This is a genomic window from Alphaproteobacteria bacterium, assembly GCA_040216735.1.
Lineage (GTDB): Bacteria > Pseudomonadota > Alphaproteobacteria > SHVP01 > SHVP01 > CALJDF01.
In genome coordinates this window covers 355,286-378,153 of sequence record JAVJOO010000004.1, presented here as the reverse complement: position 1 = coordinate 378,153, position 22,868 = coordinate 355,286, and the positions used below count along the sequence as shown (strand labels likewise).

Annotated in this window: 22 protein-coding genes and 1 tRNA gene; 8 read left to right on the top strand and 15 right to left on the bottom strand. The window is 63.0% G+C overall.

Annotation, left to right across the window (positions count from 1 at the left end; all coding sequences use genetic code 11):
• The 7 genes from alr to RID42_12190 are packed head-to-tail and all read left to right on the top strand — an operon-like array spanning position 1 to position 6,971.
• Positions 1 to 1,155, top strand: a complete 1,155-nt coding sequence (gene alr / locus RID42_12220; protein MEQ8248434.1) for an alanine racemase — start codon at positions 1 to 3, stop codon at positions 1,153 to 1,155.
• Entirely contained in the window at positions 1,152 to 1,934 is a 783-nt protein-coding gene (locus RID42_12215; protein ID MEQ8248433.1) for an ABC transporter permease, read from the top strand. Before alr ends, RID42_12215 begins: the two co-directional genes overlap by 4 nt.
• A 1-nt stretch (position 1,935) precedes the next feature.
• Positions 1,936 to 2,712: an ATP-binding cassette domain-containing protein gene (locus RID42_12210; GenBank protein ID MEQ8248432.1), complete on the top strand. Its 777-nt coding sequence runs from the start codon at positions 1,936 to 1,938 to the stop codon at positions 2,710 to 2,712.
• 28 nt (positions 2,713 to 2,740) lie between these two features.
• Positions 2,741 to 4,114: a DNA repair protein RadA gene (gene radA, locus RID42_12205; GenBank protein ID MEQ8248431.1), complete on the top strand. Its 1,374-nt coding sequence runs from the start codon at positions 2,741 to 2,743 to the stop codon at positions 4,112 to 4,114.
• Between the two features lie 2 nt (positions 4,115 to 4,116).
• Positions 4,117 to 4,770 carry a CvpA family protein gene (locus RID42_12200; protein ID MEQ8248430.1) on the top strand — a complete coding sequence of 218 codons (654 nt, stop codon included), beginning with the start codon at positions 4,117 to 4,119 and terminating at the stop codon, positions 4,768 to 4,770.
• Positions 4,767 to 6,254 carry an amidophosphoribosyltransferase gene (gene purF / locus RID42_12195; GenBank protein MEQ8248429.1) on the top strand — a complete coding sequence of 496 codons (1,488 nt, stop codon included), beginning with the start codon at positions 4,767 to 4,769 and terminating at the stop codon, positions 6,252 to 6,254. Before RID42_12200 ends, purF begins: the two co-directional genes overlap by 4 nt.
• A 6-nt stretch (positions 6,255 to 6,260) precedes the next feature.
• Positions 6,261 to 6,971: an SDR family NAD(P)-dependent oxidoreductase gene (locus RID42_12190; GenBank protein MEQ8248428.1), complete on the top strand. Its 711-nt coding sequence runs from the start codon at positions 6,261 to 6,263 to the stop codon at positions 6,969 to 6,971.
• Here RID42_12190 and der read toward each other — a convergent pair.
• The 9 genes from der to RID42_12145 all read right to left on the bottom strand — a co-directional run bounded on the left by der (position 6,968) and on the right by RID42_12145 (position 17,362).
• The gene (gene der, locus RID42_12185) at positions 6,968 to 8,359 is read right to left on the bottom strand and encodes a ribosome biogenesis GTPase Der (GenBank protein MEQ8248427.1); all 1,392 of its coding nucleotides are present in this window, start codon (positions 8,357 to 8,359) and stop codon (positions 6,968 to 6,970) included. The genes RID42_12190 and der overlap by 4 nt on opposite strands.
• A gap of 4 nt (positions 8,360 to 8,363) precedes the next feature.
• The gene (locus RID42_12180; protein MEQ8248426.1) at positions 8,364 to 9,731 is read right to left on the bottom strand and encodes a PQQ-binding-like beta-propeller repeat protein; all 1,368 of its coding nucleotides are present in this window, start codon (positions 9,729 to 9,731) and stop codon (positions 8,364 to 8,366) included.
• A gap of 4 nt (positions 9,732 to 9,735) precedes the next feature.
• Positions 9,736 to 10,386, bottom strand: coding sequence for a tetratricopeptide repeat protein (locus RID42_12175; GenBank protein MEQ8248425.1), 651 nt, complete (start codon positions 10,384 to 10,386; stop codon positions 9,736 to 9,738).
• A 136-nt stretch (positions 10,387 to 10,522) separates the two neighbouring features.
• Entirely contained in the window at positions 10,523 to 10,867 is a 345-nt protein-coding gene (locus tag RID42_12170) for a hypothetical protein (GenBank protein MEQ8248424.1), read from the bottom strand.
• A 4-nt stretch (positions 10,868 to 10,871) separates the two neighbouring features.
• Positions 10,872 to 12,419 carry a glutamine-hydrolyzing GMP synthase gene (guaA, locus tag RID42_12165; GenBank protein ID MEQ8248423.1) on the bottom strand — a complete coding sequence of 516 codons (1,548 nt, stop codon included), beginning with the start codon at positions 12,417 to 12,419 and terminating at the stop codon, positions 10,872 to 10,874.
• A 210-nt stretch (positions 12,420 to 12,629) separates the two neighbouring features.
• Positions 12,630 to 13,931 carry an RsmB/NOP family class I SAM-dependent RNA methyltransferase gene (locus RID42_12160; protein ID MEQ8248422.1) on the bottom strand — a complete coding sequence of 434 codons (1,302 nt, stop codon included), beginning with the start codon at positions 13,929 to 13,931 and terminating at the stop codon, positions 12,630 to 12,632.
• 25 nt (positions 13,932 to 13,956) lie between these two features.
• Positions 13,957 to 15,420, bottom strand: a complete 1,464-nt coding sequence (gene guaB, locus RID42_12155) for an IMP dehydrogenase (protein ID MEQ8248421.1) — start codon at positions 15,418 to 15,420, stop codon at positions 13,957 to 13,959.
• Between the two features lie 162 nt (positions 15,421 to 15,582).
• A complete protein-coding gene (locus RID42_12150; protein ID MEQ8248420.1) occupies positions 15,583 to 16,167 on the bottom strand; it encodes an RlmE family RNA methyltransferase in 585 nt (194 codons plus the stop codon).
• A gap of 109 nt (positions 16,168 to 16,276) precedes the next feature.
• A complete protein-coding gene (locus tag RID42_12145; protein ID MEQ8248419.1) occupies positions 16,277 to 17,362 on the bottom strand; it encodes a Ppx/GppA phosphatase family protein in 1,086 nt (361 codons plus the stop codon).
• 118 nt (positions 17,363 to 17,480) lie between these two features.
• Here RID42_12145 and RID42_12140 point away from each other — a divergent pair.
• Positions 17,481 to 17,554, top strand: a tRNA-Gln gene (locus RID42_12140).
• A 43-nt stretch (positions 17,555 to 17,597) separates the two neighbouring features.
• On the opposite strand, the gene RID42_12135 is transcribed toward RID42_12140, so the two are convergent.
• The 6 genes from RID42_12135 to RID42_12110 all read right to left on the bottom strand — a co-directional run bounded on the left by RID42_12135 (position 17,598) and on the right by RID42_12110 (position 22,866).
• Positions 17,598 to 17,960 carry an MmcQ/YjbR family DNA-binding protein gene (locus tag RID42_12135; GenBank protein MEQ8248418.1) on the bottom strand — a complete coding sequence of 121 codons (363 nt, stop codon included), beginning with the start codon at positions 17,958 to 17,960 and terminating at the stop codon, positions 17,598 to 17,600.
• Positions 17,957 to 18,787: an ABC transporter permease subunit gene (locus RID42_12130; protein MEQ8248417.1), complete on the bottom strand. Its 831-nt coding sequence runs from the start codon at positions 18,785 to 18,787 to the stop codon at positions 17,957 to 17,959. Before RID42_12130 ends, RID42_12135 begins: the two co-directional genes overlap by 4 nt.
• Positions 18,784 to 19,662 carry an ABC transporter permease subunit gene (locus RID42_12125; GenBank protein MEQ8248416.1) on the bottom strand — a complete coding sequence of 293 codons (879 nt, stop codon included), beginning with the start codon at positions 19,660 to 19,662 and terminating at the stop codon, positions 18,784 to 18,786. The genes RID42_12130 and RID42_12125 overlap by 4 nt, the downstream gene beginning before the upstream one ends.
• Complete coding sequence (locus tag RID42_12120) at positions 19,659 to 20,759, bottom strand: ABC transporter ATP-binding protein (GenBank protein MEQ8248415.1); 1,101 nt, start codon at positions 20,757 to 20,759, stop codon at positions 19,659 to 19,661. The genes RID42_12125 and RID42_12120 overlap by 4 nt, the downstream gene beginning before the upstream one ends.
• A gap of 26 nt (positions 20,760 to 20,785) precedes the next feature.
• Positions 20,786 to 21,892: a polyamine ABC transporter substrate-binding protein gene (locus RID42_12115; protein MEQ8248414.1), complete on the bottom strand. Its 1,107-nt coding sequence runs from the start codon at positions 21,890 to 21,892 to the stop codon at positions 20,786 to 20,788.
• Between the two features lie 98 nt (positions 21,893 to 21,990).
• Positions 21,991 to 22,866, bottom strand: a complete 876-nt coding sequence (locus RID42_12110; protein ID MEQ8248413.1) for an MBL fold metallo-hydrolase — start codon at positions 22,864 to 22,866, stop codon at positions 21,991 to 21,993.
• Between the last annotated feature and the right edge of the window lie 2 nt (positions 22,867 to 22,868).

Below are 22,868 nucleotides of genomic sequence, written 5' to 3'. Positions count from 1 at the left end.
ATGACGGTGGCGGCCCGCGCCGGCGCAACCCTGACTATCGATCTCGACGCGATCGCCGCGAACTACCGGCAACTCCGCGCCATGCTCGGCCCCGGCACCGTGTGTGCCGCGGTCGTCAAAGCCGATGCCTACGGACTGGGCGCGGCGCACGTCGGGCTTAAGCTCGAAGCCGAAGGATGTCGGCACTTCTTCGTCGCGACCGTCGACGAGGGGCTCGCTCTGCGCCACACCTTCGAGGACGCAGCGCCGGGGGCCGTTTCGGAGATTTTCGTGCTGAGCGGCCCTACCCTCTCCTCGGTCGACTATTTTGCCCACGGATGGCTGACACCGGTCCTCAATTCCAACGAACAGGTGGGGATTTGGCAGCGCTTTGCACGGGATAGCGGCCGCCCGCTCGCGGGCGTTCTGCATGTCGACACCGGGATGTCGCGGCTCGGCCTGACGCCAGCCGACTTCACCGCGCTTTCGGAAACTCCGGACAGGCTCGAGGGCATCGTGCCGCGCCTCGTCATGAGTCATCTGGCCTGCGCGGACGAACCCGATCATCCGTTGAACCGCCAACAGCTGCTCGATTTCCAAGCCCTCGCGGGACGGTTTCCCGGCGTGGCACGCAGCCTCGCCAACTCGGCCGGCACCGTCCTCGACACTGCCTACCACCTCGAGATGGTGCGCCCGGGGATCGCTCTTTACGGCCCCGATCCTTTGATAAACAGGACGAGACAGTTCTCAGAAGCCGTTGTTTTAAAATCTAAAATTCTGCAAGTTCGTGAAATTGACTTGCCTCAGACCGTTGGATATGGTGCGACGCACCGCGCGGTCGGTCCGACGCGAATCGCCACAGTGCCTGTGGGGTACGCCGACGGTTACCCGCGCGGATTGAGCAGTTCTGGTTTTGCCATCGTCGATGGCGTTCGGGTGCCGGTGGTGGGACGAGTCTCGATGGATCTGATCACCCTGGATGTGACCGCCTTGCCCGCAGCCCGTTGTCCGCCCGGTACCGACGCCACGTTGTTGGGCGACGGCGTAAATATCGACGATCTCGCCGACGCCGCGGGCACGATTTCATACGAAATCCTGACGCATCTGGGGCAGCGTTATCAACGCACCTATATCGGCGCGGTCGACCCGCGGCCGCGTGGTCATGCCCCCCGATGATCCTGCTCAATTTATTCGCCCACATCGGTCGTCTGTTCCTGGGGTTCCTGAGGGCCTCGGGCCGGCTCGCGATTTTCGGCGGCCGGGCCGTCTCCCATGTGTTTCGCCCGCCCTATTTCCCCGTGATCACGCTGCAACAGATGATCAGCATCGGCTACTTCTCGTTGCCGGTGGTCGGGCTGACGACCCTTTTCACCGGGATGGCGCTCGCGCTGCAGATTTTCGAGGGTACAGCGCGGTTCAACGCCGAGGGTGCGGTCGCCCAAGTCGTCGCCATCGGCATGGCCCGCGAACTTGCCCCGGTCCTGGGCGGTCTGATGGTGGCCGGCAGGGTCGGTGCGGCCATGGCGGCCGAGATCGGCACGATGCGCGTCACCGAACAAATCGACGCGCTGACAACGCTCTCGACCAATCCGTTCAAGTATTTAATTGCGCCCCGCTTGATTGCCGGCACGTTGATGGTGCCGTTCTTGGTTTTGGTGGGCGACATCATCGGGATCTTCGGCGGCTTCGTGATCAGCGTGAACCTGCTGAACTTCAACGCCGCGACCTACGTGAAGAACACCGTCGATTTCCTTGAGAACATCGACATCATTTCCGGTTTGGTCAAAGCCGGCGTATTCGGCTTCATCGTGACCTTAATGGGGTGCTACCACGGTTTTCAGAGCCGGGGCGGCGCGGAAGGCGTTGGCACCGCAACCACCAACGCGGTGGTCACGGCGTCGATCCTGATCCTGACGGCGAACCTGATCCTTACCCGGCTATTCTTTACGAACTAGCATGGCAGCCGAACCCAAGATCAGCCTTAAGGGCGTTCACAAGAGTTTCGGGCCGAAACGCGTGCTGAGCGGGGTCGACCTAGACATCGCCCAGGGCGAATCGGTGGTTATCATCGGCGGGTCGGGTACCGGAAAATCCGTCATGCTCAAATGCATCCTCGGCATTTTGACGCCCGACCAAGGCAGCATCCGCATCGACGGCACCGAAGGCGTCCACGCCGGCTCGGCCGAACGCGATCGCCTTATGCGCAAATTCGGCATGCTGTTTCAAGGCGGAGCGCTGTTCGACAGTATGCGGGTTTGGCAGAACGTGGCATTCGGCTTGATCCAGGGCAAAGGGATGGCGCGCGCCGAGGCGCGGGAAATCGCGTTGAAGAAGCTCGCCCAAGTCGGCCTCGCCCCCGAGGTCGCCGAACTCAAACCGGCGGAATTGTCGGGTGGGATGCAAAAACGCGTCGGCCTCGCACGGGCCATCGCGACCGACCCGGAGATCATCTTCTTCGACGAACCGACCACCGGGCTAGATCCGATCATGGCCGATGTCATCAACGACTTGATCGTCAGCAGCGTGAAGGACCTTGGCGCGACGGCGCTGTCGATCACCCACGATATCGCCAGCGCTAGGAAGATTGCCGACCGGATCGCCATGATCCACGAGGGCAGGATCATATGGAGCGGCCCCGTGGCGCAGCTCGACGACAGCGGCAACGACTACGTCGATCAGTTCATCAATGGTCGTGCCGAGGGGCCGATCAAGATGCAGGTGCTGCGTCCATGATCCCTTCCCCACCCGTTCCGACCCGTTGATGGCCAAAGCGGCCGCCCACTTCGTTTGCCAGGACTGCGGTGCCAGTTACCGCAAATGGTCGGGCCACTGCGAATCGTGCGGCGAGTGGAACACCATCCAGCAGGAAACCGCGCCTCAGTCCACGCCGCGTGGATTGGGCCGCAGCAAGGGCCAGGTGCTCGAATTCGTCGACTTACGCGGCCAAGAACCGGTCAAGGCGCGCATTGCAACCGGACTGGCCGAACTCGACCGCGTTGCCGGGGGCGGATTGGTACCGGGTTCGGCCATTCTAGTTGGTGGCGATCCGGGGATCGGCAAGTCGACGCTGTTGTTGCAGGTTGTCTGTGCCCTTGCCGGCAGCGGCACGGTATATATTTCAGGCGAAGAAGCCGCCGAACAGGTGCGCCTCCGGGCGAATCGCTTGGGCCTCACCGGCGACGGCGTGCGCCTCGGCACCGCCACGAACGTTCGCGACGTGCTGACGATCTTCGATGAACCCCAACCGCCGACGGCGATCGTCATTGATTCGATTCAAACCATGTTTGTCGACACCATCGATAGCGCGCCCGGAACGGTATCGCAGGTCCGCGCCAGCGCCCAAGAATTGATCAAGGCCGCAAAACGGCGCGGCGTCATCCTTTTCCTGGTAGGTCACGTCACCAAGGACGGGCAAATCGCGGGGCCGCGCGTGCTCGAACACATGGTCGACACGGTGCTCTACTTCGAGGGCGAGCGTAGCCATCACTTTCGAATCCTGCGGGCGGTCAAGAACCGCTTCGGCCCGACCGACGAAATCGGGGTGTTCGAGATGAGCGACCGCGGCCTGATGGAAGTTGCCAACCCCTCAAGCCTCTTTCTGTCGACCCGCGACGACGACATCAGCGGCGCCGCGGTTTTCGCCGGTATCGAAGGAACCCGGCCGGTTCTGGTCGAGATCGAGGCCCTGGTCGCGCCGTCCTCGCTCGGGACGCCGCGGCGCGCGGTCGTAGGCTGGGATTCGGCGCGCTTGGCCATGGTGCTGGCCGTGTTGGAGGCCCGCTGCGGCCTCAGCCTCGTCGGCCGAGACGTCTATCTCAATGTCGCCGGGGGGCTCCGGGTCAACGAACCGGCAGCGGATCTCGCCGTCGCCGCCGCGCTCGTGTCGAGCCTGTCACAGGTTCCGCTCGCGCCGGGATCGGTCGTGTTCGGAGAAATCGGTTTGTCCGGCGAAGTTCGGGCCGTCAATCAAGCCGGGCCACGCCTGAAGGAAGCCGAAAAGCTCGGGTTCAGCCGGGCGATCGTGCCGCACGGATCGACGCACGGCAGTAAAATGGCGATCACCGAAGTGAAGCGTTTGGTCGAGGTCGTCGACCTGTTCGATTTCGACGGTGCCGCGGCGTCGGGGAGCGCCTAACGATGTCTTTTATAGAATCGCTGCCTTTCAATGTCGCAGACGTCGTCGTCGTCCTACTCATTCTGGTCTCCGGGTTCTTGGCCTTCTACCGCGGGTTCATCACCGAAGCATTGGCGGTTGCGGGGTGGGTCGGAGCGGCGATCGTGACCGTGGTTTTCTATTCGCCGGCCCAGAGTCTCGCCCAGCGCCACCTCGCCGATATCGTCTCGCTCCAGATTCTGATCGATGTGGGAACCGGAATCGCGCTGTTCGTTGTTTCGCTTCTGTTATTTTCTTTGGTTCTACGCGGCGTCGCCAGATTGGTCCGCGGGAAGTCCGCCCATCCCCTCGATCGGGCATTCGGATTCTTGTTCGGAATTGTGCGCGGCATCGTGTTACTCGCGGTGGTGTGGTTGTTGATCACCGCCATTGTCCCGGCGGACCGCTTGCCCGGCGAAATCCGCGAAGCGAAGACCTTGCCGATGATTAAAGCGAGCGGCGAAATTCTGCGCCAACTCGCGCCAGCGACCTTACGCCCGCCCACCGGCACGCCGCTGGAAGAGACCCGACAGCACGGCCCGGCGTCCGCCCCCAATGACATCGCGCACGCGACTCTCTATAAGGACGACGCGGGACGCTCACCCTGCCCCTGCGGGCACCAAGGCCAGGCGACATGACCGAAAAGACTGACGACCTGCCAAAAACATTCCCGCGCCACCCGTTCGATTCCGACAGATTTCATGAGGAATGCGGGGTTTTCGGAATCTTCGGCCACGACGACGCGGCGGCCCATACCGCGCTCGGCCTTCACGCCCTTCAGCATCGCGGACAAGAAGCCGCCGGCATCGTCTCCTACGACACGCGGCAATTCCACGCCGAACGCGGCCTTGGTCACGTGGGCGAGCATTTCAGTTCGCCTGATGTGATCGCCCGTCTGCCCGGTCATTCGGCAATCGGCCACAACCGCTATTCGACCACCGGCGAGACGATCCTGCGCAACGTGCAGCCGCTGTTCGCAGAGTTCGCGTTCGGCGGCCTCGCGGTCGCCCATAACGGGAATCTCACCAATAGCCATACCGTGCGGCGGCGTTTGGTCCAGCAGGGGTGCATCTTCCAGTCGACGATGGACACCGAAGTGATCATCCATTTGATGGCCACGAGCCGGTATCATCAGGTCGTGGACCGTCTGGTCGACGCGTTGCGTCAGGTCGAAGGCGCCTACTCTCTGGTCGCATTGTGCGACGGGATGTTGATCGGGGTACGCGATCCGATGGGCGTTCGCCCGTTGATCATCGGCGAAATCGACGGCGCGACGATCCTGACATCGGAATCCTGCGCGCTGGATATCATCGGGGCCAAGTTCATCCGCGACGTCGAGCCGGGCGAACTGGTAACGATCGACGCTGCCGGTATTCACAGCATCCGCCCCTTCCCCGCCGCCCGCAGCCGCTTTTGCGTCTTCGAGTACGTCTATTTCGCGCGCCCCGATAGCGTCGTCGAAGGACGCAGCGTCTACGACTCGCGCAAACGTATCGGCTCGGAACTCGCGATCGAATCGCCGGTCGATGCGGATGTCGTGATCCCGGTGCCCGATTCCGGCGTTCCCGCGGCGATGGGATATGCGCTGCAGGCGGGCATTCCCTTCGAGCTTGGCATCATCCGCAACCACTATGTCGGGCGCACGTTCATCGAACCTGGCGAACAAATCCGCCACCTCGGCGTGAAGCTCAAGCACAATGCCAATCGCGCCCTGGTGGACGGCAAGCGGGTCATTCTCGTCGACGACTCGATCGTCCGGGGCACGACGTCGGTCAAGATCGTCGAGATGGTGCGCCAGGCCGGCGCGACGGAGGTGCATATGCGCATCGCCTCGCCGCCCACCACCCACTCGTGCTTTTACGGCGTGGATACGCCGGACCGAGAGAAACTGCTGGCCGCCAATCACGACCTGGAGGAGATGCGCGCCTTCATCGGCGTAGATACGCTCGCCTACGTCTCCGCCGACGGCATGTACCGGGCCATGGGCGAACCGCGGCGCGATCCGGGCGCACCGACTTTTTGCGACGCGTGCTTCACCGGCGATTATCCGATTTCGTTGGTCGACCATGTCGGCGGCGACAACGTCGCGCAGCTGTCGCTGCTCGCAGAACGCGGCCGATAACCTGGCGTGAGCGATCGGCTCCAAGATAGGATCGCGCTGGTCACTGGCGCCTCGCGCGGGATTGGCGCGGCGGTTGCCAAACGTCTTGCCCGCGAAGGCGCGCACGTCGTTTTGGTCGCCCGTACCCAAGGCGGACTGGAACGGGTCGACGACGAGATTCGCGCGGCCGGCGGCACCGCTAGTCTGGTACCGCTCGACCTACGGGATTTCGACGGGATCGACCGGCTCGCCGCGGTTTTGGCCGAGCGTCACGGCAAGCTCGATATCTTGGTGGGCAACGCCGCGATCCTGGGCGCCCTCAGCCCGATGAGCCACTACGAGCCCAAGACCTGGGCCGAGGTCATCGACATCAACCTCAATGCCAACTGGAGACTGATCCGCGATTTCGATGCGATGCTGCGCCTTTCCGATGCGGGCCGGGCCTTGTTCGTGACGTCGAACGTGGTGCGCGAGGTGCGTGCCTACTGGGGCCCCTACGCGGCCAGTAAGGCTGGCCTGGAAAACATGGTGAGGGGCTGGGCGGCGGAACTCGCCAACACCAAAGTGCGCGCGAACCTGATCGACCCGGGACGCGTCCGAACGGGCATGCGGCGTCAGGCCTACCCTGGCGAGGATGCGACCCGTCATCCGCTTCCCGAAGCCATCGCCGATCGATTCGTGGACCTGGTTGAGCCGTCCTACCTCGGCAACGGCGAGGTCGTTACGCTCGGGGATTAGCGGCGTTTGTTGGCGTAAGGATTGTCGCCCTTGCGCCAAATCAACCGCACCGGGACACCTTCAAGATCGAAGCGTTCGCGCAAATCGTGGGTGAGGAAGCGGCTGTAACTTTCCGGCAAATCGTCGGATCGGCTGCAAAACACCACGAATGTCGGGGGCCGCGCCTTGGTTTGGGTCGCGTACCGCAGCTTGATTCTGCGCCCGCCGACCGCGGGCGGCGGGTGGCGCTCCGTCGCCTCGCCAAGCCAGCGGTTCAACGCCGCCGTCGGCACCCGTCGGTTCCACCGCCGATGCACGCCGCGCACCGCGGGCAACAGGTTCTTGAGCCCCTCCCCGGTCAACGCCGAGATATTGACGACGGGTAATCCGCGGACCTGCGGCAACGATCGCTCCAACCGGTCCGCGACCTGGCGCCGGGCCGCTTCGCGGTCGGCTGGAAGATCCCACTTGTTGAGAGCGATCAGGAGGGCGCGCCCCTCTTCGACCGTACGCCGGGCAATGGTGAGATCCTGCTTATCCAATCCTTCGGTCGCGTCGAGAACCAACAGCACGACTTCGGAAAAATCGACCGAGCGTTTCGCGTCGGCCACGGCGAGCCGTTCCAATTTGTTTTCGACCCGGGCTTGGCGCCGCTGACCGGCGGTATCGGTCAGCACGATTCGCTGGCCGTCGACCCACCAATCGACTTCGATCGAGTCGCGCGTGATCCCGGCCTCGGGACCGGTGAGAACCCGTTCCTCGCCGATCAGCCGGTTGACCAACGTCGACTTACCCACATTGGGCCGGCCCACGATCGTGAGGTGGATATCGACGTTCTCGTCTTCGGCAGCGCCGCTTTCCTCGTCTTCGTCGATCTCTTCTTCGATCTCAGGCTCGTCCCGCTCATAGGCCGGCGGCGCCCCGTGGGCGATCAACGCATCGATCAGGTCGCTAAACCCTTCGCCGTGTTCGGCGGACAGCGCGAGGGGTTCGCCCAAACCGAGGCCGAACGCTTCAGCGAGACCTTGGTGGGCCGCGTTGCTTTCACATTTGTTGGCAACCAGGATCACAGGCCTGCCGCTGGCGCGCACGATTTGTGCGAAGTGCTCATCCAAGGGGGTAACCCCGGCGCGCGCGTCGATCACGAACAAAACGACCTCGGCCCGCTCAATGGCCTTGAGGGTCTGATCGCGCATACGACCTTCGAGCGCCCGGTTGTCGGCGTTATCGAGCCCCGCGGTGTCCATCGCCTCGAACGCGATGCCGCCGATCTCGGCCGGGGCGCGGCGCCAATCGCGCGTGACCCCTGGCGAATCATCGACAATGGCGAGGCGCTTACCGGCCAATCGGTTGAACAGCGTCGATTTGCCGACATTGGGCCGGCCGACAATCGCAACGGTGAACGGCATATTGTTACCGGTAGGCGACCAGCGCGCCGTCGTCGGTGAGGAAATACAGCGACTCCCCTGCCAATACGGGCGGGAGATACATCGAATCCGACAGCCGCAGGTTGCCCAGCATCCGCCCGGTATAGGGCGACACCGCGACGGCATCGCCGGTAGACGCCACTATGATGAGTCGGTCGCTGCCGAGGACCGGCCCGCCCCAGGCAATCGGATCCTGCAACGTGTCCGGGCGCTCGTAGCGCGGGAGTTCGGTGACCCAGCGAATCCGGCCGTCCTGACGCGATAGGGCGATGAGTTCACTCTCGGACGTCACCAAATAGAGAAAATCGCCGGCGATCCATGGGCTCCCCGACCCGCTGATATCTTGCGTCCACAGCCGCGCCCCGCTGGTCAGGTCGTTGGCGACCATACGGCCCGAATGCCCGACGGCATAGACCGTGCCGCGATCGATCAGCGGATAGCCGTTGATGTCGGTGATTTCACCCAGGGCGGTCGTAGGGCCGCCGCGCGCCAGCGTGTCGCTCCACAGTACCGACCCGTTGTCGGCCCGCAGCGCTACCAATTCGCCCGACGAATAGGGCACCACGACGATGCCATTTGCGACCGCTGGACTCCCAGCGCCCACGAGCCCCGAGGTCTCGGCGATCCCAACGTGGTTCCAGACCGGCGATCCGTCGGTGACGCGCAAACCGAAGGTCTGATTGTCCTGGCTTACGACGAACAGGAGGCTCCCGGTGACGGTGGGCGGACTCGCGAGGGGCACTTTGAGGGCAGAGCGCCAGATCGAGGCGCCGGTATCGGCCGCGAGGGCGATCACCTCGCCGTATCCCGTGCTGACAAAAAGCGTTTGCCCGGCCACGGCAAGACCGCCACCGAGCGCGCCACGGTTTTCGCCACGCGGCACCACGTCGAAGCGCCACCGCCGGTCGCCGGATGCCGCGTCGAACGCCGACACCGTCCCGGCGGCATCCAGTGTGTAGATCAAGCCGCCGGAGACCACCGGCGAGGCGGTCAGTCGCCGTTCACGGGTCGACCCAGCACCGATACTGGTACGCCAACGCCGGCTCGGCGCCTCGCCGATCGCCAAATGATGCATGGCCTTGGTCGCACTCCCGCCGCTTTGCGTCCACGCGGGGTTTGCAAAGGGGCGCGGCAAACGCACCTGAACGTCTTGGATGCCGGGATCGGGCTCCAAGGTCTTTTCCAACGATAGGATGGAAATTCGCTCACCTGGAAGCGGCGGCGGTGGCGCAGGAGAGAAGATATTGCACGCGGCAAGGCTCGCCGTTGCGGCGACCAAAATGCCGATCCGGCCCAATGCCACCGCAGCCGCGCGTAAGGTGCGGTCGACTCCGGTGACCGCGTTTGGGCGCATCGCCTTACCCTTCCCCGCCGATCACCCCTAGGAGTTCGGCAGCACGCGACCGAATACCGTTGGGCGCATCGGGGTCGTCAGCCAACGCCTGAAGCAAACCGCGCGATTGGCCGACCTCACCTGCGCGATGGTACGCGAGGGCCTGCATTTCGCGCGCGGAGTAGCGCCATGCGTTGCTATCGAGGACGAGCGGCGCGAGGCGCTGTAACATCTCTTCGTTGTTCGCATAGTCGAAACGGTGCATTGCCGCGAGAAGCGCGCCGAGATCGCGAAGAACTTTATCGACCGAACCGTCTGTCGCCAATTGATCGTAGGTCGCCACGGCATCGTCGATTTCCCCGGCTTTGATAAGCGCCGCCGCGGCCTGGAGCCGCGCCAGGGCGCGGTAGCCCGACCCTGAATTATCCGCCAACCGGGTGAACGCCGTCGCGGCCTGATCGGTCGCCCCGGCGCGGGCCAAGGCAAGCGCTTCGGCGAACTCTTCGCCTTCCCTTTGGCGACGGCTTTCCGTGATGTTCTGCCACGCGATCACGATGGCCGCGACCAAGACGACGACCGCGACCGCCGCGATGACGTACTTCCCGAAGCGCGCCCACAGCTTGGCGTAGCGCTCTTGCCTCAGGTCTTCGTCAACTTCGCGAAAAATATCGGACACACAGGTCTCCTAGGGGGCCATTGCCGCTGGGAAAGGCGCGCTAAAATAGCCCGCGTCCCGGATCATAGCAAACCGACAGCGTGCCGAAAAAAGCGCTTGTTCTAAATAACTTAGCCGCTCCACTTCACATCGCGGCCTAGTGATCGGTGCGGTGCAGGATCGCGTCGCCCAAACCGGTGTCATAGGCCAGCCCCGCCGCGGTAACCGCCATAGAACCGGGGTAGGTCCCCTCGGCCAGCCCTTTTCGCGCCAACGCCACCCAGACGGCCGGGTTATGCAAGCCGGTCGCATCGCGCGACATCACCACGGCGTCGCCGATGTGGAAGTGATCGCCGTGCGGTTCGGGAAGCCAGCGGATCACGGTATTACCGGTGGCCTCGTCCTTCGCGGCGGCGTCGGGGATTTCGGCGATAGTCTGGAGCAAGGTCAGCGTCTTGAGCTGCAGATTGTTCAGTTTGAGCGGATTGCGTTTGGGCGGCATCGGCTTACTCCCACTCGATCGTGCCGGGGGGTTTGGAGGTCACATCGTAAACGACGCGGTTAATGCCCTTCACTTCGTTGATGATCCGGGTCGCGACCCGGCCGAGGAATTCTGAGTCGAAGTGATAGAAATCAGCGGTCATCCCATCGGTCGAGGTGACGGCGCGCAGACCGCAGACAAACTCGTAGGTGCGGTCATCGCCCATCACGCCCACGGTACGCACCGGCAAGAGCACCGCGAAGGCTTGCCAGATCGCGTCGTAGAGCCCCGCTTTGCGGATTTCTTCGAGGTAGATGGCGTCGGCGGCGCGCAGGATATCGGCCTTTTCGGCGGTAATTTCGCCGGGAATACGAATGGCAAGCCCTGGGCCCGGGAACGGATGCCGTCCGACCAAGGTTTCCGGCAGTCCGAGCTCGCGGCCAAGATCGCGGACCTCGTCCTTGAACAGCTCGCGCAACGGTTCGACGAGCGCCATCTTCATGCGTTCGGGCAAGCCGCCGACATTGTGATGGGACTTGATGGTAACGCTGGGTCCGCCGAGCGGCGAGACCGATTCGATAACGTCCGGATAAAGGGTCCCTTGGGCGAGAAAATCGGCGCCGCCAACCCGCTTCGCCTCCTCGTCGAAGACGTCGATGAATGTTGCGCCGATGATTTTGCGCTTTTTTTCGGGATCCGAGACGCCGTCGAGTTTGTTGAGGAACAGGTCACCTGCGTCGCGGTGGACCAAGGAAATGTTATAGTGGTCGCGGAAGAGCGAGACGACTTCTCGCGCCTCGTCCTTGCGCAGAAGTCCGTGGTCGACGAAGACGCAGGTCAGTTGATCCCCGATCGCTTCGTGGAGCAGGACCGCAACTACAGAGGAATCGACGCCCCCGGAAAGGCCGCAGATCACACGACCCGTCCCGACCTGTTCGCGAATCCGGTCAATCGCCTGTTTGCGGAACGCCGCCATGGTCCAGTCGCCCGAGCACCCGGCGACCCGGTGCGTAAAGTTGGCAAGAAGTGCCGCACCGTCGGGGGTGTGGACCACCTCGGGGTGGAACATCAGGCCGTAGTAGCGGCGTGCGTCGTCAGCCACAACGGCGTAGGGCGCCCCTTCGCTCACGCCGACAGCTTTAAAGCCGTAGGGCAAGCGAATGACGCGGTCGCCGTGGCTCATCCACACCTGATGACGCTCGCCGCGCGCCCAAACCCCCTCGAACAGCGTGCTGTCGCCGGTAATTTCGGCGAAGGCACGGCCGAACTCGCGGTGGTTAGAGCTTTCGACCTTGCCGCCAAGTTGGTCCACCATCGTCATTTGGCCGTAGCAGATGCCCAACACCGGCAGGCCCGAATCGAAAATCGCCTGGGGCGCCCGCGGGGTATCCGCACCGGTTACCGATGCGGGACCGCCCGACAGGATCACAGCCCGCGGTGCCAGATCTGCCAGCCCTTTTTCTGCGCTGTGGTAAGGGACGATCTCGCAATAGACGCCGCTTTCGCGCACCCGGCGCGCGATGAGCTGGGTGAGTTGCGAACCAAAATCGACAATCAAAACTTTATCGCTCATCGGGGCGGAACCTAGCGTTTGGGGTTCGTTGAATCCAGTCCCCGGCCCAGCGCAGAAAAGAGGCCCGCCCTGGAAGGGCAGGCCTCTCGAGGGTTGCATGCCTGGAAGGGGGTTCCGGTCGGCGCCGCGGACCATCCAACGGACGGCCCTTCGGCCCCGGCCAGCATGCGGGCCTCGCTACATGGTAAACACCAGGGGTGCCGAAATATTTCATGCCGTCTTCCGGCGTAGCACGGCGGCGAAGAACCCGTCGGTTTGAGTCGCATGGGGACTGAGTTTGAGGAAGGGGCCCGGGCAAGGCGGAGCCCCCGCCAACCCGCAAGCCATCCACACCGTGGCGATGTCGATCGTTTCGAACCCCGGCGACGCCGCGAGAAACGACGCGACACGGTCTTCCCCCTCCTCGACCAAGACCGAACAAGTGGCATAGAGCAGGGTGCCGCCGGGCGCGACAAGAGCCGAACCTTTAACTAGAAGATCGCATTGTATCTTGTTGTAATTATTTATTTTTTCTCTGGATAGAGACCAGCGTTCGTTGGGCTGACGACGCCACGTGCCAGTCCCCGAACACGGAACATCGAGCAACACGCGGTCGACCGGCCGGGCCGTCAGATCGTGGTCCTGCGCGCCCCCGAGGATGTGGGTGATCACGATATCGGTTCCGGCGCGGGCAATGCGTGCGGGCAGATCGCCTAGTCGCTGGGGCCCAATATCGCAGGCAATCACGCGACCCCGGTTGCCCATAGCGACCGCTAAAGCCAACGCCTTGCCTCCCCCGCCCGCGCAGTAGTCGACAACCCGTTCGCCGGGCTGGGCGCCCAGCAGTGCCGCGACGATCTGCGAGCCTTCGTCTTGAATTTCGATCAACCCGTCGCCGTACAAGGCATGGGTTTCGAGGCGCGGGGAATCGGGCAGGCGAATGCCCCAGGGCGAATACTTCGTGAGTTCGGCGTCATATCCCTCCCCTTGGAGACGCGCCAAGACCGTTTGGCGATCCGTCCGGAGGACATTGACGCGCAGGTCCAGCGGCGCCCGTCCATTTAGCGCCGCCATCTCCGCCGATAGATTGGCCCCGAACCGTCGATCCAGCGAGTCATGAAGCCACCCTGGGTAATTACCAGCGACCGGCGGCGGCGGCGTTCCCGATGGCGGACGCCGCAGCGCTTGCACCAACGACAGTTCCTCGAGCGTGAGGGCCGCCGGCGCGTGTTCCGTGCCGTCGAACAGCGCCGAGAGTTCGCCGTCGGGAATCCCACCGTCGGCCAATTGGGCCAGTACAATGGGCCGCGCTCCGTCGAATTGCCCTGCGGCGACATTGATCAGCCGCCACTCCAGCCAGGCACGGCGGCGAACGATCGCATAGAAGAGCGCCGTGATCGCGGCCCGGTCTTTGGCGCCGGCATAGCGCCGTCGCCGGAAAAAGTGTGCAACTGTCCGATCCGTCACATCCGAACTGTCAGCGACCGCCTCGATGAGGTCGATCGTCGCTTGAATCCGGGGGCCGGGCCTCACACAAACGCCTTTCGAAACGGGAGGGTCAGCCGCCTACCGGGTAGTTCGGCGATTCCTGGGTAATCGCGACATCGTGGACGTGGCTTTCGCGCAGTCCCGAACCGGTTACCCGGTAAAAGGTCGCACGCTCCCGCATGTCCTCGATCGTGGCACAGCCGGTATAGCCCATCGCGGCGCGCAGCCCCCCGACAAGCTGGTGGATCACGCCACTGACCGCGCCCTTGTAGGGCACGCGCCCTTCGACCCCTTCAGGAACATATTTCAGCGTGTCGCCGACATCTTGCTGGAAGTAACGATCGGCCGACCCACGCGCCATGGCGCCTACCGACCCCATCCCGCGATAGGATTTATAGGAGCGGCCCTGGTAGTAAAAAATCTCGCCCGGCGATTCGTCAGTGCCGCTGAACAGCGACCCGATCATGGCGCAATCCGCCCCGCCGGCGATCGCCTTGGCGAGGTCGCCCGAGTACTTGATCCCACCGTCGCCGATCGCCGGCACACCGAGTTTGTGGCAGGCTTCGGCGACATCCATGATGGCCGTCAACTGGGGAACACCGACGCCCGCGACGATACGGGTCGTGCAAATCGAACCCGGCCCGATCCCGACTTTGATCGAATCGGCACCTGCGTCGATCAACGCACGTGCCGCATCGGCGGTGGCGACGTTGCCGGCCGCAACCTGGACGTAGTTGCTCTTTGCCTTGATCCGGCGCACCGCCTCGATGACATGGCTTGAATGGCCGTGCGCGGTGTCGACCACGAGGAGATCGACTTCCGCATCTATCAACGCTTCGGCGCGGTCGAAGCCTTTATCACCCACCGAGGTCGCGGCGGCGACCCGTAGGCGCCCCTGCTCGTCCTTTGCGGCATTGGGAAAACGCTGCGCCTTCTCGATGTCCTTGACCGTGATCAGGCCGATGCACCGGTAGGCTTCGTCCACGACCAAGAGCTTTTCGATGCGGTGTTGATGCAACAGGCGGCGCGCTTCGTGCTTGTCGACCCCTTCGCGGACCGTCACAAGATTTTCGTGAGTCATGAGTTCGCTTACCGGCTGGCGTTCGTCGCTGGCGAAACGCACATCGCGGTTGGTGAGAATCCCGACGAGTTTTCCGCCGGGCTTATCGACAACCGGGATCCCTGAAATATTGTAGGTGCGCATGATATCCAGCGCTTCCTTCAGGGTTTGGCGCGCCTCGATCGTGACCGGATCGACGACCATGCCGGATTCGAACTTCTTGACCTTGCGTACCTGGGCGGCCTGCTCGTCCGGAGTCAGGTTTCGGTGAACAACGCCGAGCCCCCCGGCTTGGGCCATGGCGATGGCCATATCGCCCTCGGTCACCGTGTCCATCGCTGCCGAAATCAGAGGAATCCCCAACTCGATGGTCCGCGACACCTTGGTCCTGGTCTGCACCTCGGCGGGCAACACCGACGAGGCGGCCGGTACGAGAGTGACGTCATCGAAGGTCAGCGCTTCCCTTATGGTCATTTGGTCTCCTGATCGGACTGAAGGTGAAATGCAAAAAAGCCGCAGAAAACTGCGGCTTTTTGTGTGCGGCAGACGCAAAAACCGGCCTCTGTTCGGCCTAGTTTCGCGACGATCTGCTCCATGGCCTTTATTATCGAAAAGGCTCGGGCGAGACAAGCGTCTCTATTCACGCACCTCGTCGGACGGTTCGGCACCGCGATAACCGGTCGCGACGACGTACATTTCCGCAGACCCGCTCCGGCTGGCCTTGGGTTTGAAGTGCTTTACCACCCTAAAGTCGCGCTTCATTTGGTCGAGCAACGCGTTCTCGGCGCCGCCCTGGAGCACCTTGGCGACAAATGCGCCGCCGGGCGCCAGGAAATACCGCGCGAGGTCCAGCGCCGCCTCGCACAGCGCCATGATGCGCAAGTGATCGGTTTGCGGATGGCCCGTTGACGGCGCCGCCATGTCGCTGGCGACCACGTCGACCTTTTCGCCGATCAAAACCTGGAGCTTGCCAACCGCGTCCTCGGCAAAAACGTCGAGTTTGAGAATGTGTGCGCCGGGGATCGGGTCCATCTCGTTGATGTCGAGGGCCACGACGAGGCCATCGGGACAGCGCATTAGGCAGACTTGGGTCCAAGCGCCGGGGGCCGCGCCAAGGTCCAGAACCCGCTTGCGCCGCCCTAGTATCTTGAATCGATCGTCGATTTCTTCGAGCTTGAAGGCCGCCCGCGAGCGATACCCCGCCGCCTTAGCCGCCGCCACGAACGGATCGTTGAGTTGCCGCTCAAGCCACCGCGTGGAGGATAGCTTCCGCCCCTTGGCCGATTTGACCCTTTGGTGAAGCTGCCGCGTCCCGCTCGACCGAGATTTGCTACCGCGCGGCGGCAACGGCGGCCGGCCCTGGAGAAACCGGTTGCAGTGGCGTGCGGTTGGTATCGGCCGCCGCCATCAGATGAAACAACATGCCATCGCGTACGCCGCGGTCCGCAACCCTGACGCCCGGCGCCGGCCACGTTCGAAAGATCGCATCGAAAATGGCGCAACCGGCAATTACGAGATCGGCGCGCCCCTCGCCAATGCATGGATGGTTGCTCCGCTCGGCAAACGACATCGAAGAAAGGCGCCCCGATACCGTTGCGATTGCCTGAGCGTCGAGCCAGGTGCCGTCAATCAAGCGCCGCTCGTAGCGCGAAAGACCGAGGTTGAGGGCAGCGAGCGTCGTCACGGTGCCGGACGTGCCAACCATCTGCGCCGCGCCCGAACGTACCGGCTCTCCGAACCCGTTGTCCCGTTCGAACGGCGCCAAAAGCTCTACGATACGGTCGACCATGGCCTCATAGGTTTCTTGCGTCACGTCAGCGCCGCCGTAGCTTTCCGCCAGAGTGACGACGCCGTAGGGCACGGACGTCCAGGCGAGCATTTCCGGTGCTCCCTTTCCGCACCGACGCATCCACATCACTTCAGTGCTGCCGCCGCCAATATCGAAGACCATCGCGTTCTCGCACTTTCGGTCGAGCAACGGTGTACATCCGGCCATCGCCAAACGCGCTTCTTCGGCCGCATCGATGGTTTCAAGCGCAATACCGGTTTCGGCGGCGACGCGTTCGAGGAACTCGTCGCCGTTCTCGGCTTGTCGGCACGCGGCGGTCGCGACGCTGCGTGAAACCGTTACCTGCCGGCGCTTCATTTTTGCCGCGCAGATATGGAGTGCAGCAATCGTGCGTTCCATCGCGGCTTCGCATAAGCGCCCCGAGGCGTTGACGCCCTGGCCCAGGCGAACGATCCGCGAAAAGGAATCGATTACCCTGAAGCCTTGGCCGGTCGGCCGCGCAACCAACAACCGGCAATTGTTGGTCCCGAGATCCAGGGCCGCATAGGTATGGTCCCACCGACCGCCCGATCCGGACCTCGGCCTGCCATCCCGTCGCTTTCCACCCGTGGAAAAGCGGCTCCCCATGTCCAACCCCGTCGTTTTCGTTTGTCAGCAAAGTGTAACAGGTTCTCGGGCTTCCAGGCCATCAACGCGTTATGTTGACAACATTCGGCGGCGCCCTCTATCAAAGGCGGCACCCGAATGGGGGATAGTTTAGCGGTAGAACTCCCGGCTCTGACCCGGGCAGCCCAGGTTCAAATCCTGGTCCCCCAGCCAGCGTTCCTTGACGGTACGGTGCATCCCACCCGACCGAACGGCATTAGGCCTCGAGCAAGCCCAGGGCGCATTGCTTTTTCTTGGAGAGGCCGTTCGCAACAATGCGATGGGACTGGCGCAAATAATCCTTCAAGTCGGCCGTCGTCAGTCCAGGCTTGGCGTATTGTTGGATCCAGGTCATTCCGCGAGCCGCAAGGTAAGGTGCCGGACGCAGCCCCGGGGTGTTGCGCAGCACTTCGTAGGCGACCTCGCCGACCTTAAAGGTGAACGCGGGTTCGTCGTCGGCCCAACCGCCGATGGCAAACACCTTTCCGCCGACCTTCCAAACGTGCGACCCGCCCCACTGGACGACATACGTGGTAGCCGGGAGCGCACCGCAGAACGCATTGAATTCGGTATAGGTCACGAATGGCTGCGTCGGCGGGCGGCGGCGGCGCGCCCCTGCCAAGCCATCATGAGGCCGGCGCAGAGGACAAAGAGGGCCACGACCCCGACCATGACGGTCGCCAAGGCGTTGATTTGCGGGCTCACGCCGAGGCGTACACTGGAGAAGATGACAATCGGCAGAGTCGATGACCCTGGACCCGACACAAAACTCGCAACGACGAGGTCGTCAAGCGACAGCGTGAACGCCAAGAGCCAACCCGACGCCAACGCCGGCGCCAATAGCGGCAAGGTCACTTCGACGAAGCCGCGCCACGGCGGCGCCCCCAGATCCGCGGCGGCGTCGTCGAGGTCGCGCCCGAGCTGGGCTAAGCGTGCGCGGATAATGACCGTCGTATAGGCCACCCCCACCGTGATGTGAGCGACCGCGATCGTCATACCGCTGCGCCCCGCCGGCCAGCCGATTTGGCTTTGCAACCAAACGAACAGCAGCAACAACGACAGGCCGATAATGACGTCGGGCATGACCAACGGTGCAAGCAAAAGACCGTTAAACATCTTGCGTCCACGGAACCTGCCAAAGCGCGTCAGGACGACAGCTGCTGCGGTGCCGAGCAAAACCGCGCCGGTGGCACTCGCGGCGGCAATCCGGACGCTGAGCCATGCCGCCTCGAGGATGCGGTCGTTCGCCAGCAGTTCACCGTACCACTTGGTCGAAAATCCGCCCCAGACGGTTACCAAGCGCGATTCGTTGAACGAATAGATCACCAAAATTGCGATCGGGACGTACAGAAATGCGTAGCCGAAGACCGCGAAACTGCCGACAAGCGCAGGCCAACGTCCCGTCACTGGGGCCGCTCTCGTAGATCGACCACCCATTGAACCGAAAGCACCGCCGCGACGACCAAGAACAGCAATGCAATCGTCACCGCCGCGGCCAAGGGCCAGTCGCGGTTCTGGAAGGTTTCGGTCCACAACATGCGACCGATCATCAGGAAGTCGGATCCGCCAAGCAGTTCGGGGACCACAAACTCGCCCAGCGCTGGAACGAAAACCAACAAACTGCCCGCCGCGATGCCAGGGATCGACAGCGGCAACGTCACCAGGAGAAAGCTGCGGAGCGGCTTCGCCCCTAGGTCGGCCGCAGCCTCCAGGAGAGTTAGGTCGTGCCGCTCGATCACGGCATAGATCGGCAGCACCATGAACGGCAGGTAGGCATAGACAATTCCGAGATAGACGGAAAAGTCGGTGTACAGCAGTGGAACCGGGGTTTCGATCAGACCGAGGGCGAGCAGCCCGTTATTGACGATCCCGTTGCTGTTGAGAAGCGTCATCCAGGCGTAGGTCCGGATGAGAAAGGAGGTCCAGAAGGGCAGCATGAGAAGCAACAGGAGGGCCAAGCGGCGCGACGGGCGTACGCGCGCGATCGCCAGCGCCATCGGGTAGCCGATCAGCAAACACAGCACCGTGGACACGGCAGCGATTCTTAACGAACCGACGAAGCCGTCCAGGTAGTACGAATCGCTGAGGAGAAGGGCGTAGTTTTCCGTGTCGCCGAGGAAACGGGGCGGCGACCACCCCATCAGATCGGAGAACGGTGGGATCCCCACCACCGCGTCGGTCATGCTGATCGCAAAGACCACCAGGATCGGTAGCGCGAAAAATGCGAGCATCCACACGTAGGGCGGTACGAGGACCGCGTATCGCCCGGCGCGAGCCGTCATGCTGGCGACTCTTTGGCATAACAGATCGCCGCCTCGGACGACCACGATAGGGCCACCGCGTCGCCGGGATTGAGGCCTGCACCGGCCTCTTCGCCGAGCAGCCGCACGTCGATAAATCGGTCGCCCGCAACGACAACTTGAACGACCCACGCATTGCCAAGGAAAGCCACGCCACGTATTCGCCCGTGAATGCCCCCGGATTCGGAATTTCCCGCGACCAATCGAATGCGCTCGGGCCGGATCATGATGCTAATCGCATCGCCGACCGCCACTCCGGACGGGGGCACCACGGCAACCGGGACGCCCAACCCGCATTCCGCAACCACCTCCGTCGGTGAGAGTCGCGCGATCGTGCCTTCGACGAAATTGGCGTCGCCAACGAAGCTCGCGACGAAGCGGTTGACCGGGTGATCGTATATCGCCCGAGGTCGGTCCAATTGCACGATCCGGCCCGCCTCCATCACCGCGACTTTGGTCGACAAACCCATCGCTTCTTCCTGGTCGTGGGTCACCATCACGAAGGTGATTCCGAGGCGGGCCTGTACCGCACTCAATTCAAACCGGGCGCGTTCGCGCAGGCGCCGGTCGAGCGCCGCGAGCGGTTCGTCGAGGAGCAAGATCTTGGGGCGCTTCACCAGCGCACGGCAAAGGGCCACGCGCTGCCGTTGCCCGCCGGATAATTCATGGGGCTTGCGCTTGGCCAGATCTTCGATCGAAAAAAGGGCCAGGGTCTCGGCGATTCGGCGATCGATTTCGTCCTTGGCGAGGTTTTCCTGGCGCAGACCGAAACCGACGTTTCTGGCCACGGTCATGTGGGGAAACAGGGCGTAGGACTGAAACACCGTGTTGACGGGCCGGCGATAGGCCGGCACGCCGGACATATCCTCACCGTCAAGAACGACACGTCCGGTATTGGGTTGCTCCAGCCCGGCAATCAGTCGGAGCAGCGTCGTTTTACCGCACCCGGAGGCGCCCAACAGGGAAAAGAACTCGCCGCGCTCGATCCGAAGATCGACCGCGTCGACGGCCGTCACGTCGCCAAACGTGCGGGTAACGCCCTCCAGCGAAATAATCGGGTCAACACCCGCAACGGCCATCGCAACGTCCGGCGCAGGCGCATGCATCACCGCCGCTTGGCCTTAATGCGGGCCCAAGCCCTGCTACGGGTGCGTTCGAAGTCGGCCTCGACGACCGGGAAGGTATAGAGCTTCGTGCCGGGCGGAGGATTGACCGCCGGATCATTGCGGATCGTTTCATCGATATGGGGGTTGGCGTCCGGAACTGCATTGGCGTAGCCGACAGCACCGGAGATCGATCCGATTACCTCGGGTGTAAGCAAGAAATTGATGAAACGGTGGGCATTATCGGGTTGCGGCGCGTCGACCGGGATCGCCATCACGTCAATGTTGAAGGCCGCCCCCTCGCGCGGCAAGAACACCCTCAAATCTACGCCGCTGCCGGCTTCACGCGCGCGTTCGCGGGCCTGCACGAGATCCCCGGCATACCCCATCGCGACACAGGTCGCGCCATTGGCCAGGTCGTTGATGTAGGCCGAGGAATGAATGTAGCGGTAACTTGTTCGGGCCGCCGTGAGTACATCCGTCGCCGCCTTCAGGTCCTCGGCAGAGGTCGAGGTTGGGTTGCGTCCGATAAACGCCAGTGCGGCGGGAAACACTTCCTCGGGTGCGTCGAGCAACGTGACGCCACAGCCCTTCAGCTTGAAGAGCACCTTGGGGTCGAGGATAAGCGCAAGCGAGTCGACCGGCGCATCAGGCATGAGCGCCTTGATCTTCTCGACGTTATAGCCGATCCCGGTGCCAGCCATCATATAGGGCACACCATAAAGGTTCCCCGGGTCGGCCACGGCCAGTTGCTGCATAATGTCAGGGTTTATGCGTGCCGCGTTAGGCAACTTGTCCATATCGAGTTGCCGATACGCGCCCGCCCGAATCTGTTTAGCGAAGAATGGGGTCGCAGAGGGAAACACAACATCGTAGCCGGAGTTGCCGGCCAGCAGTTTCGCTTCGAGGATCTCGTTGGAATCGTAAACGTCGTAGTTGACCTTAATCCCGGTTTCGGCGGTAAAGCGTTCGAGCGCCTCCTCGGTGATGTAGTCGGACCAATTGTAAACGTTGAGGATCGGCCGCTCTTGAGCCTGAACCGAAGGGTTCCCGAAGGTGCCCAGCGCTAGAGCCACCGCAAGCCCCAATAGACTGCGCAACAACCACATTACGACGTCCTCCTCATGCTAAGCCGACACGACGGATCGTCGAGTCGGATGGCCATCTGTGTCAAAGGGAAAAACCGTCCCGCGCCGGGGAACCGCGACTATTTGATCGGGTTGAATCGAAACGCACCGCCATGCCGGACTATACGGCCCGCGACGGGTGTCGGGAAATGGGCGGCGAGAAGGTATGTGGGGGTATCCGCCAACCGCTCGATCAGGCCGGTGCGGGTTTGGCGCGACAGTTCCGGGTCTTCGCAGAAGCGGCTGGACCAGGCGGGGTAGGTCATTTGCGCCGCGTGGTGGATGGTATCCCCGCATAGCACAGCGCTGTGGTCGCCCGCCTCGATATTGATAACGATGTTGCCAGGCGTGTGCCCAGGCGCCGGCGCTAGCCAAATGCGGTCTTCCACCGCATGGTCCGAATCGACCATGACGGCCTGGCCATGTTCGACGACCGGCAAGACACTATCGGCGAAGGAGCCGTGGTTCACGTCCTCACCCCTGGCATGCTGTTCCTGCCAGTGGCCGTATTCCTCGCGGGCGAAAATGTATCGGGCGTTGGGGAATGTCGGCACCCATCGACCGTCCACGAGCCGGGTATTCCAACCGACATGGTCGACGTGCAGGTGTGTGCACATCACGATGTCGATGTCCTCAGGTTTGAGACCGAGCCGCGCTAGGTCTTGCAGGTAGGGATTGTTGAGCTGGTGCCAGAAATCGCGCGCCGGGCGGTGCTTGTCGTTTCCAACACAGGTATCCACCAAGATCGTGTGCTGCGGCGTGCGAACGACGTAGGTATGAAAGCTCATGATGAGCTTACCGGTCGCGGGATCGACGAAGTTCGGTTCGAGCCAATGCCGTTCCTCGGCCAGCGCTTCGCGCGTTGCGTCGGGGAACAGGAAATCGGGTTCAAAGATTGGCAGTTCGGACTCGACGACGCGATCGATTCGGATATCGCCTAGGGCAAGTGTCTTCATGG

What these genes read in the sequence shown, in the direction of transcription:
- guaB (MEQ8248421.1), bottom strand. Translation starts at nt 15,420, where the DNA reads ATGACCATAAGGGAAGCGCTGACCTTCGATGACGTCACTCTCGTACCG.
- guaA (MEQ8248423.1), bottom strand. Translation starts at nt 12,419, where the DNA reads ATGAGCGATAAAGTTTTGATTGTCGATTTTGGTTCGCAACTCACCCAG.
- RID42_12180 (MEQ8248426.1), bottom strand. Translation starts at nt 9,731, where the DNA reads ATGCGCCCAAACGCGGTCACCGGAGTCGACCGCACCTTACGCGCGGCT.
- RID42_12110 (MEQ8248413.1), bottom strand. Translation starts at nt 22,866, where the DNA reads ATGAAGACACTTGCCCTAGGCGATATCCGAATCGATCGCGTCGTCGAG.
- der (MEQ8248427.1), bottom strand. Translation starts at nt 8,359, where the DNA reads ATGCCGTTCACCGTTGCGATTGTCGGCCGGCCCAATGTCGGCAAATCG.
- RID42_12145 (MEQ8248419.1), bottom strand. Translation starts at nt 17,362, where the DNA reads ATGGGGAGCCGCTTTTCCACGGGTGGAAAGCGACGGGATGGCAGGCCG.
- purF (MEQ8248429.1), top strand. Translation starts at nt 4,767, where the DNA reads ATGACCGAAAAGACTGACGACCTGCCAAAAACATTCCCGCGCCACCCG.
- radA (MEQ8248431.1), top strand. Translation starts at nt 2,741, where the DNA reads ATGGCCAAAGCGGCCGCCCACTTCGTTTGCCAGGACTGCGGTGCCAGT.
- RID42_12120 (MEQ8248415.1), bottom strand. Translation starts at nt 20,759, where the DNA reads ATGGCCGTTGCGGGTGTTGACCCGATTATTTCGCTGGAGGGCGTTACC.
- RID42_12115 (MEQ8248414.1), bottom strand. Translation starts at nt 21,892, where the DNA reads ATGTGGTTGTTGCGCAGTCTATTGGGGCTTGCGGTGGCTCTAGCGCTG.
- RID42_12170 (MEQ8248424.1), bottom strand. Translation starts at nt 10,867, where the DNA reads ATGCCGCCCAAACGCAATCCGCTCAAACTGAACAATCTGCAGCTCAAG.
- RID42_12200 (MEQ8248430.1), top strand. Translation starts at nt 4,117, where the DNA reads ATGTCTTTTATAGAATCGCTGCCTTTCAATGTCGCAGACGTCGTCGTC.
- RID42_12215 (MEQ8248433.1), top strand. Translation starts at nt 1,152, where the DNA reads ATGATCCTGCTCAATTTATTCGCCCACATCGGTCGTCTGTTCCTGGGG.
- alr (MEQ8248434.1), top strand. Translation starts at nt 1, where the DNA reads ATGACGGTGGCGGCCCGCGCCGGCGCAACCCTGACTATCGATCTCGAC.
- RID42_12125 (MEQ8248416.1), bottom strand. Translation starts at nt 19,662, where the DNA reads ATGACGGCTCGCGCCGGGCGATACGCGGTCCTCGTACCGCCCTACGTG.
- RID42_12210 (MEQ8248432.1), top strand. Translation starts at nt 1,936, where the DNA reads ATGGCAGCCGAACCCAAGATCAGCCTTAAGGGCGTTCACAAGAGTTTC.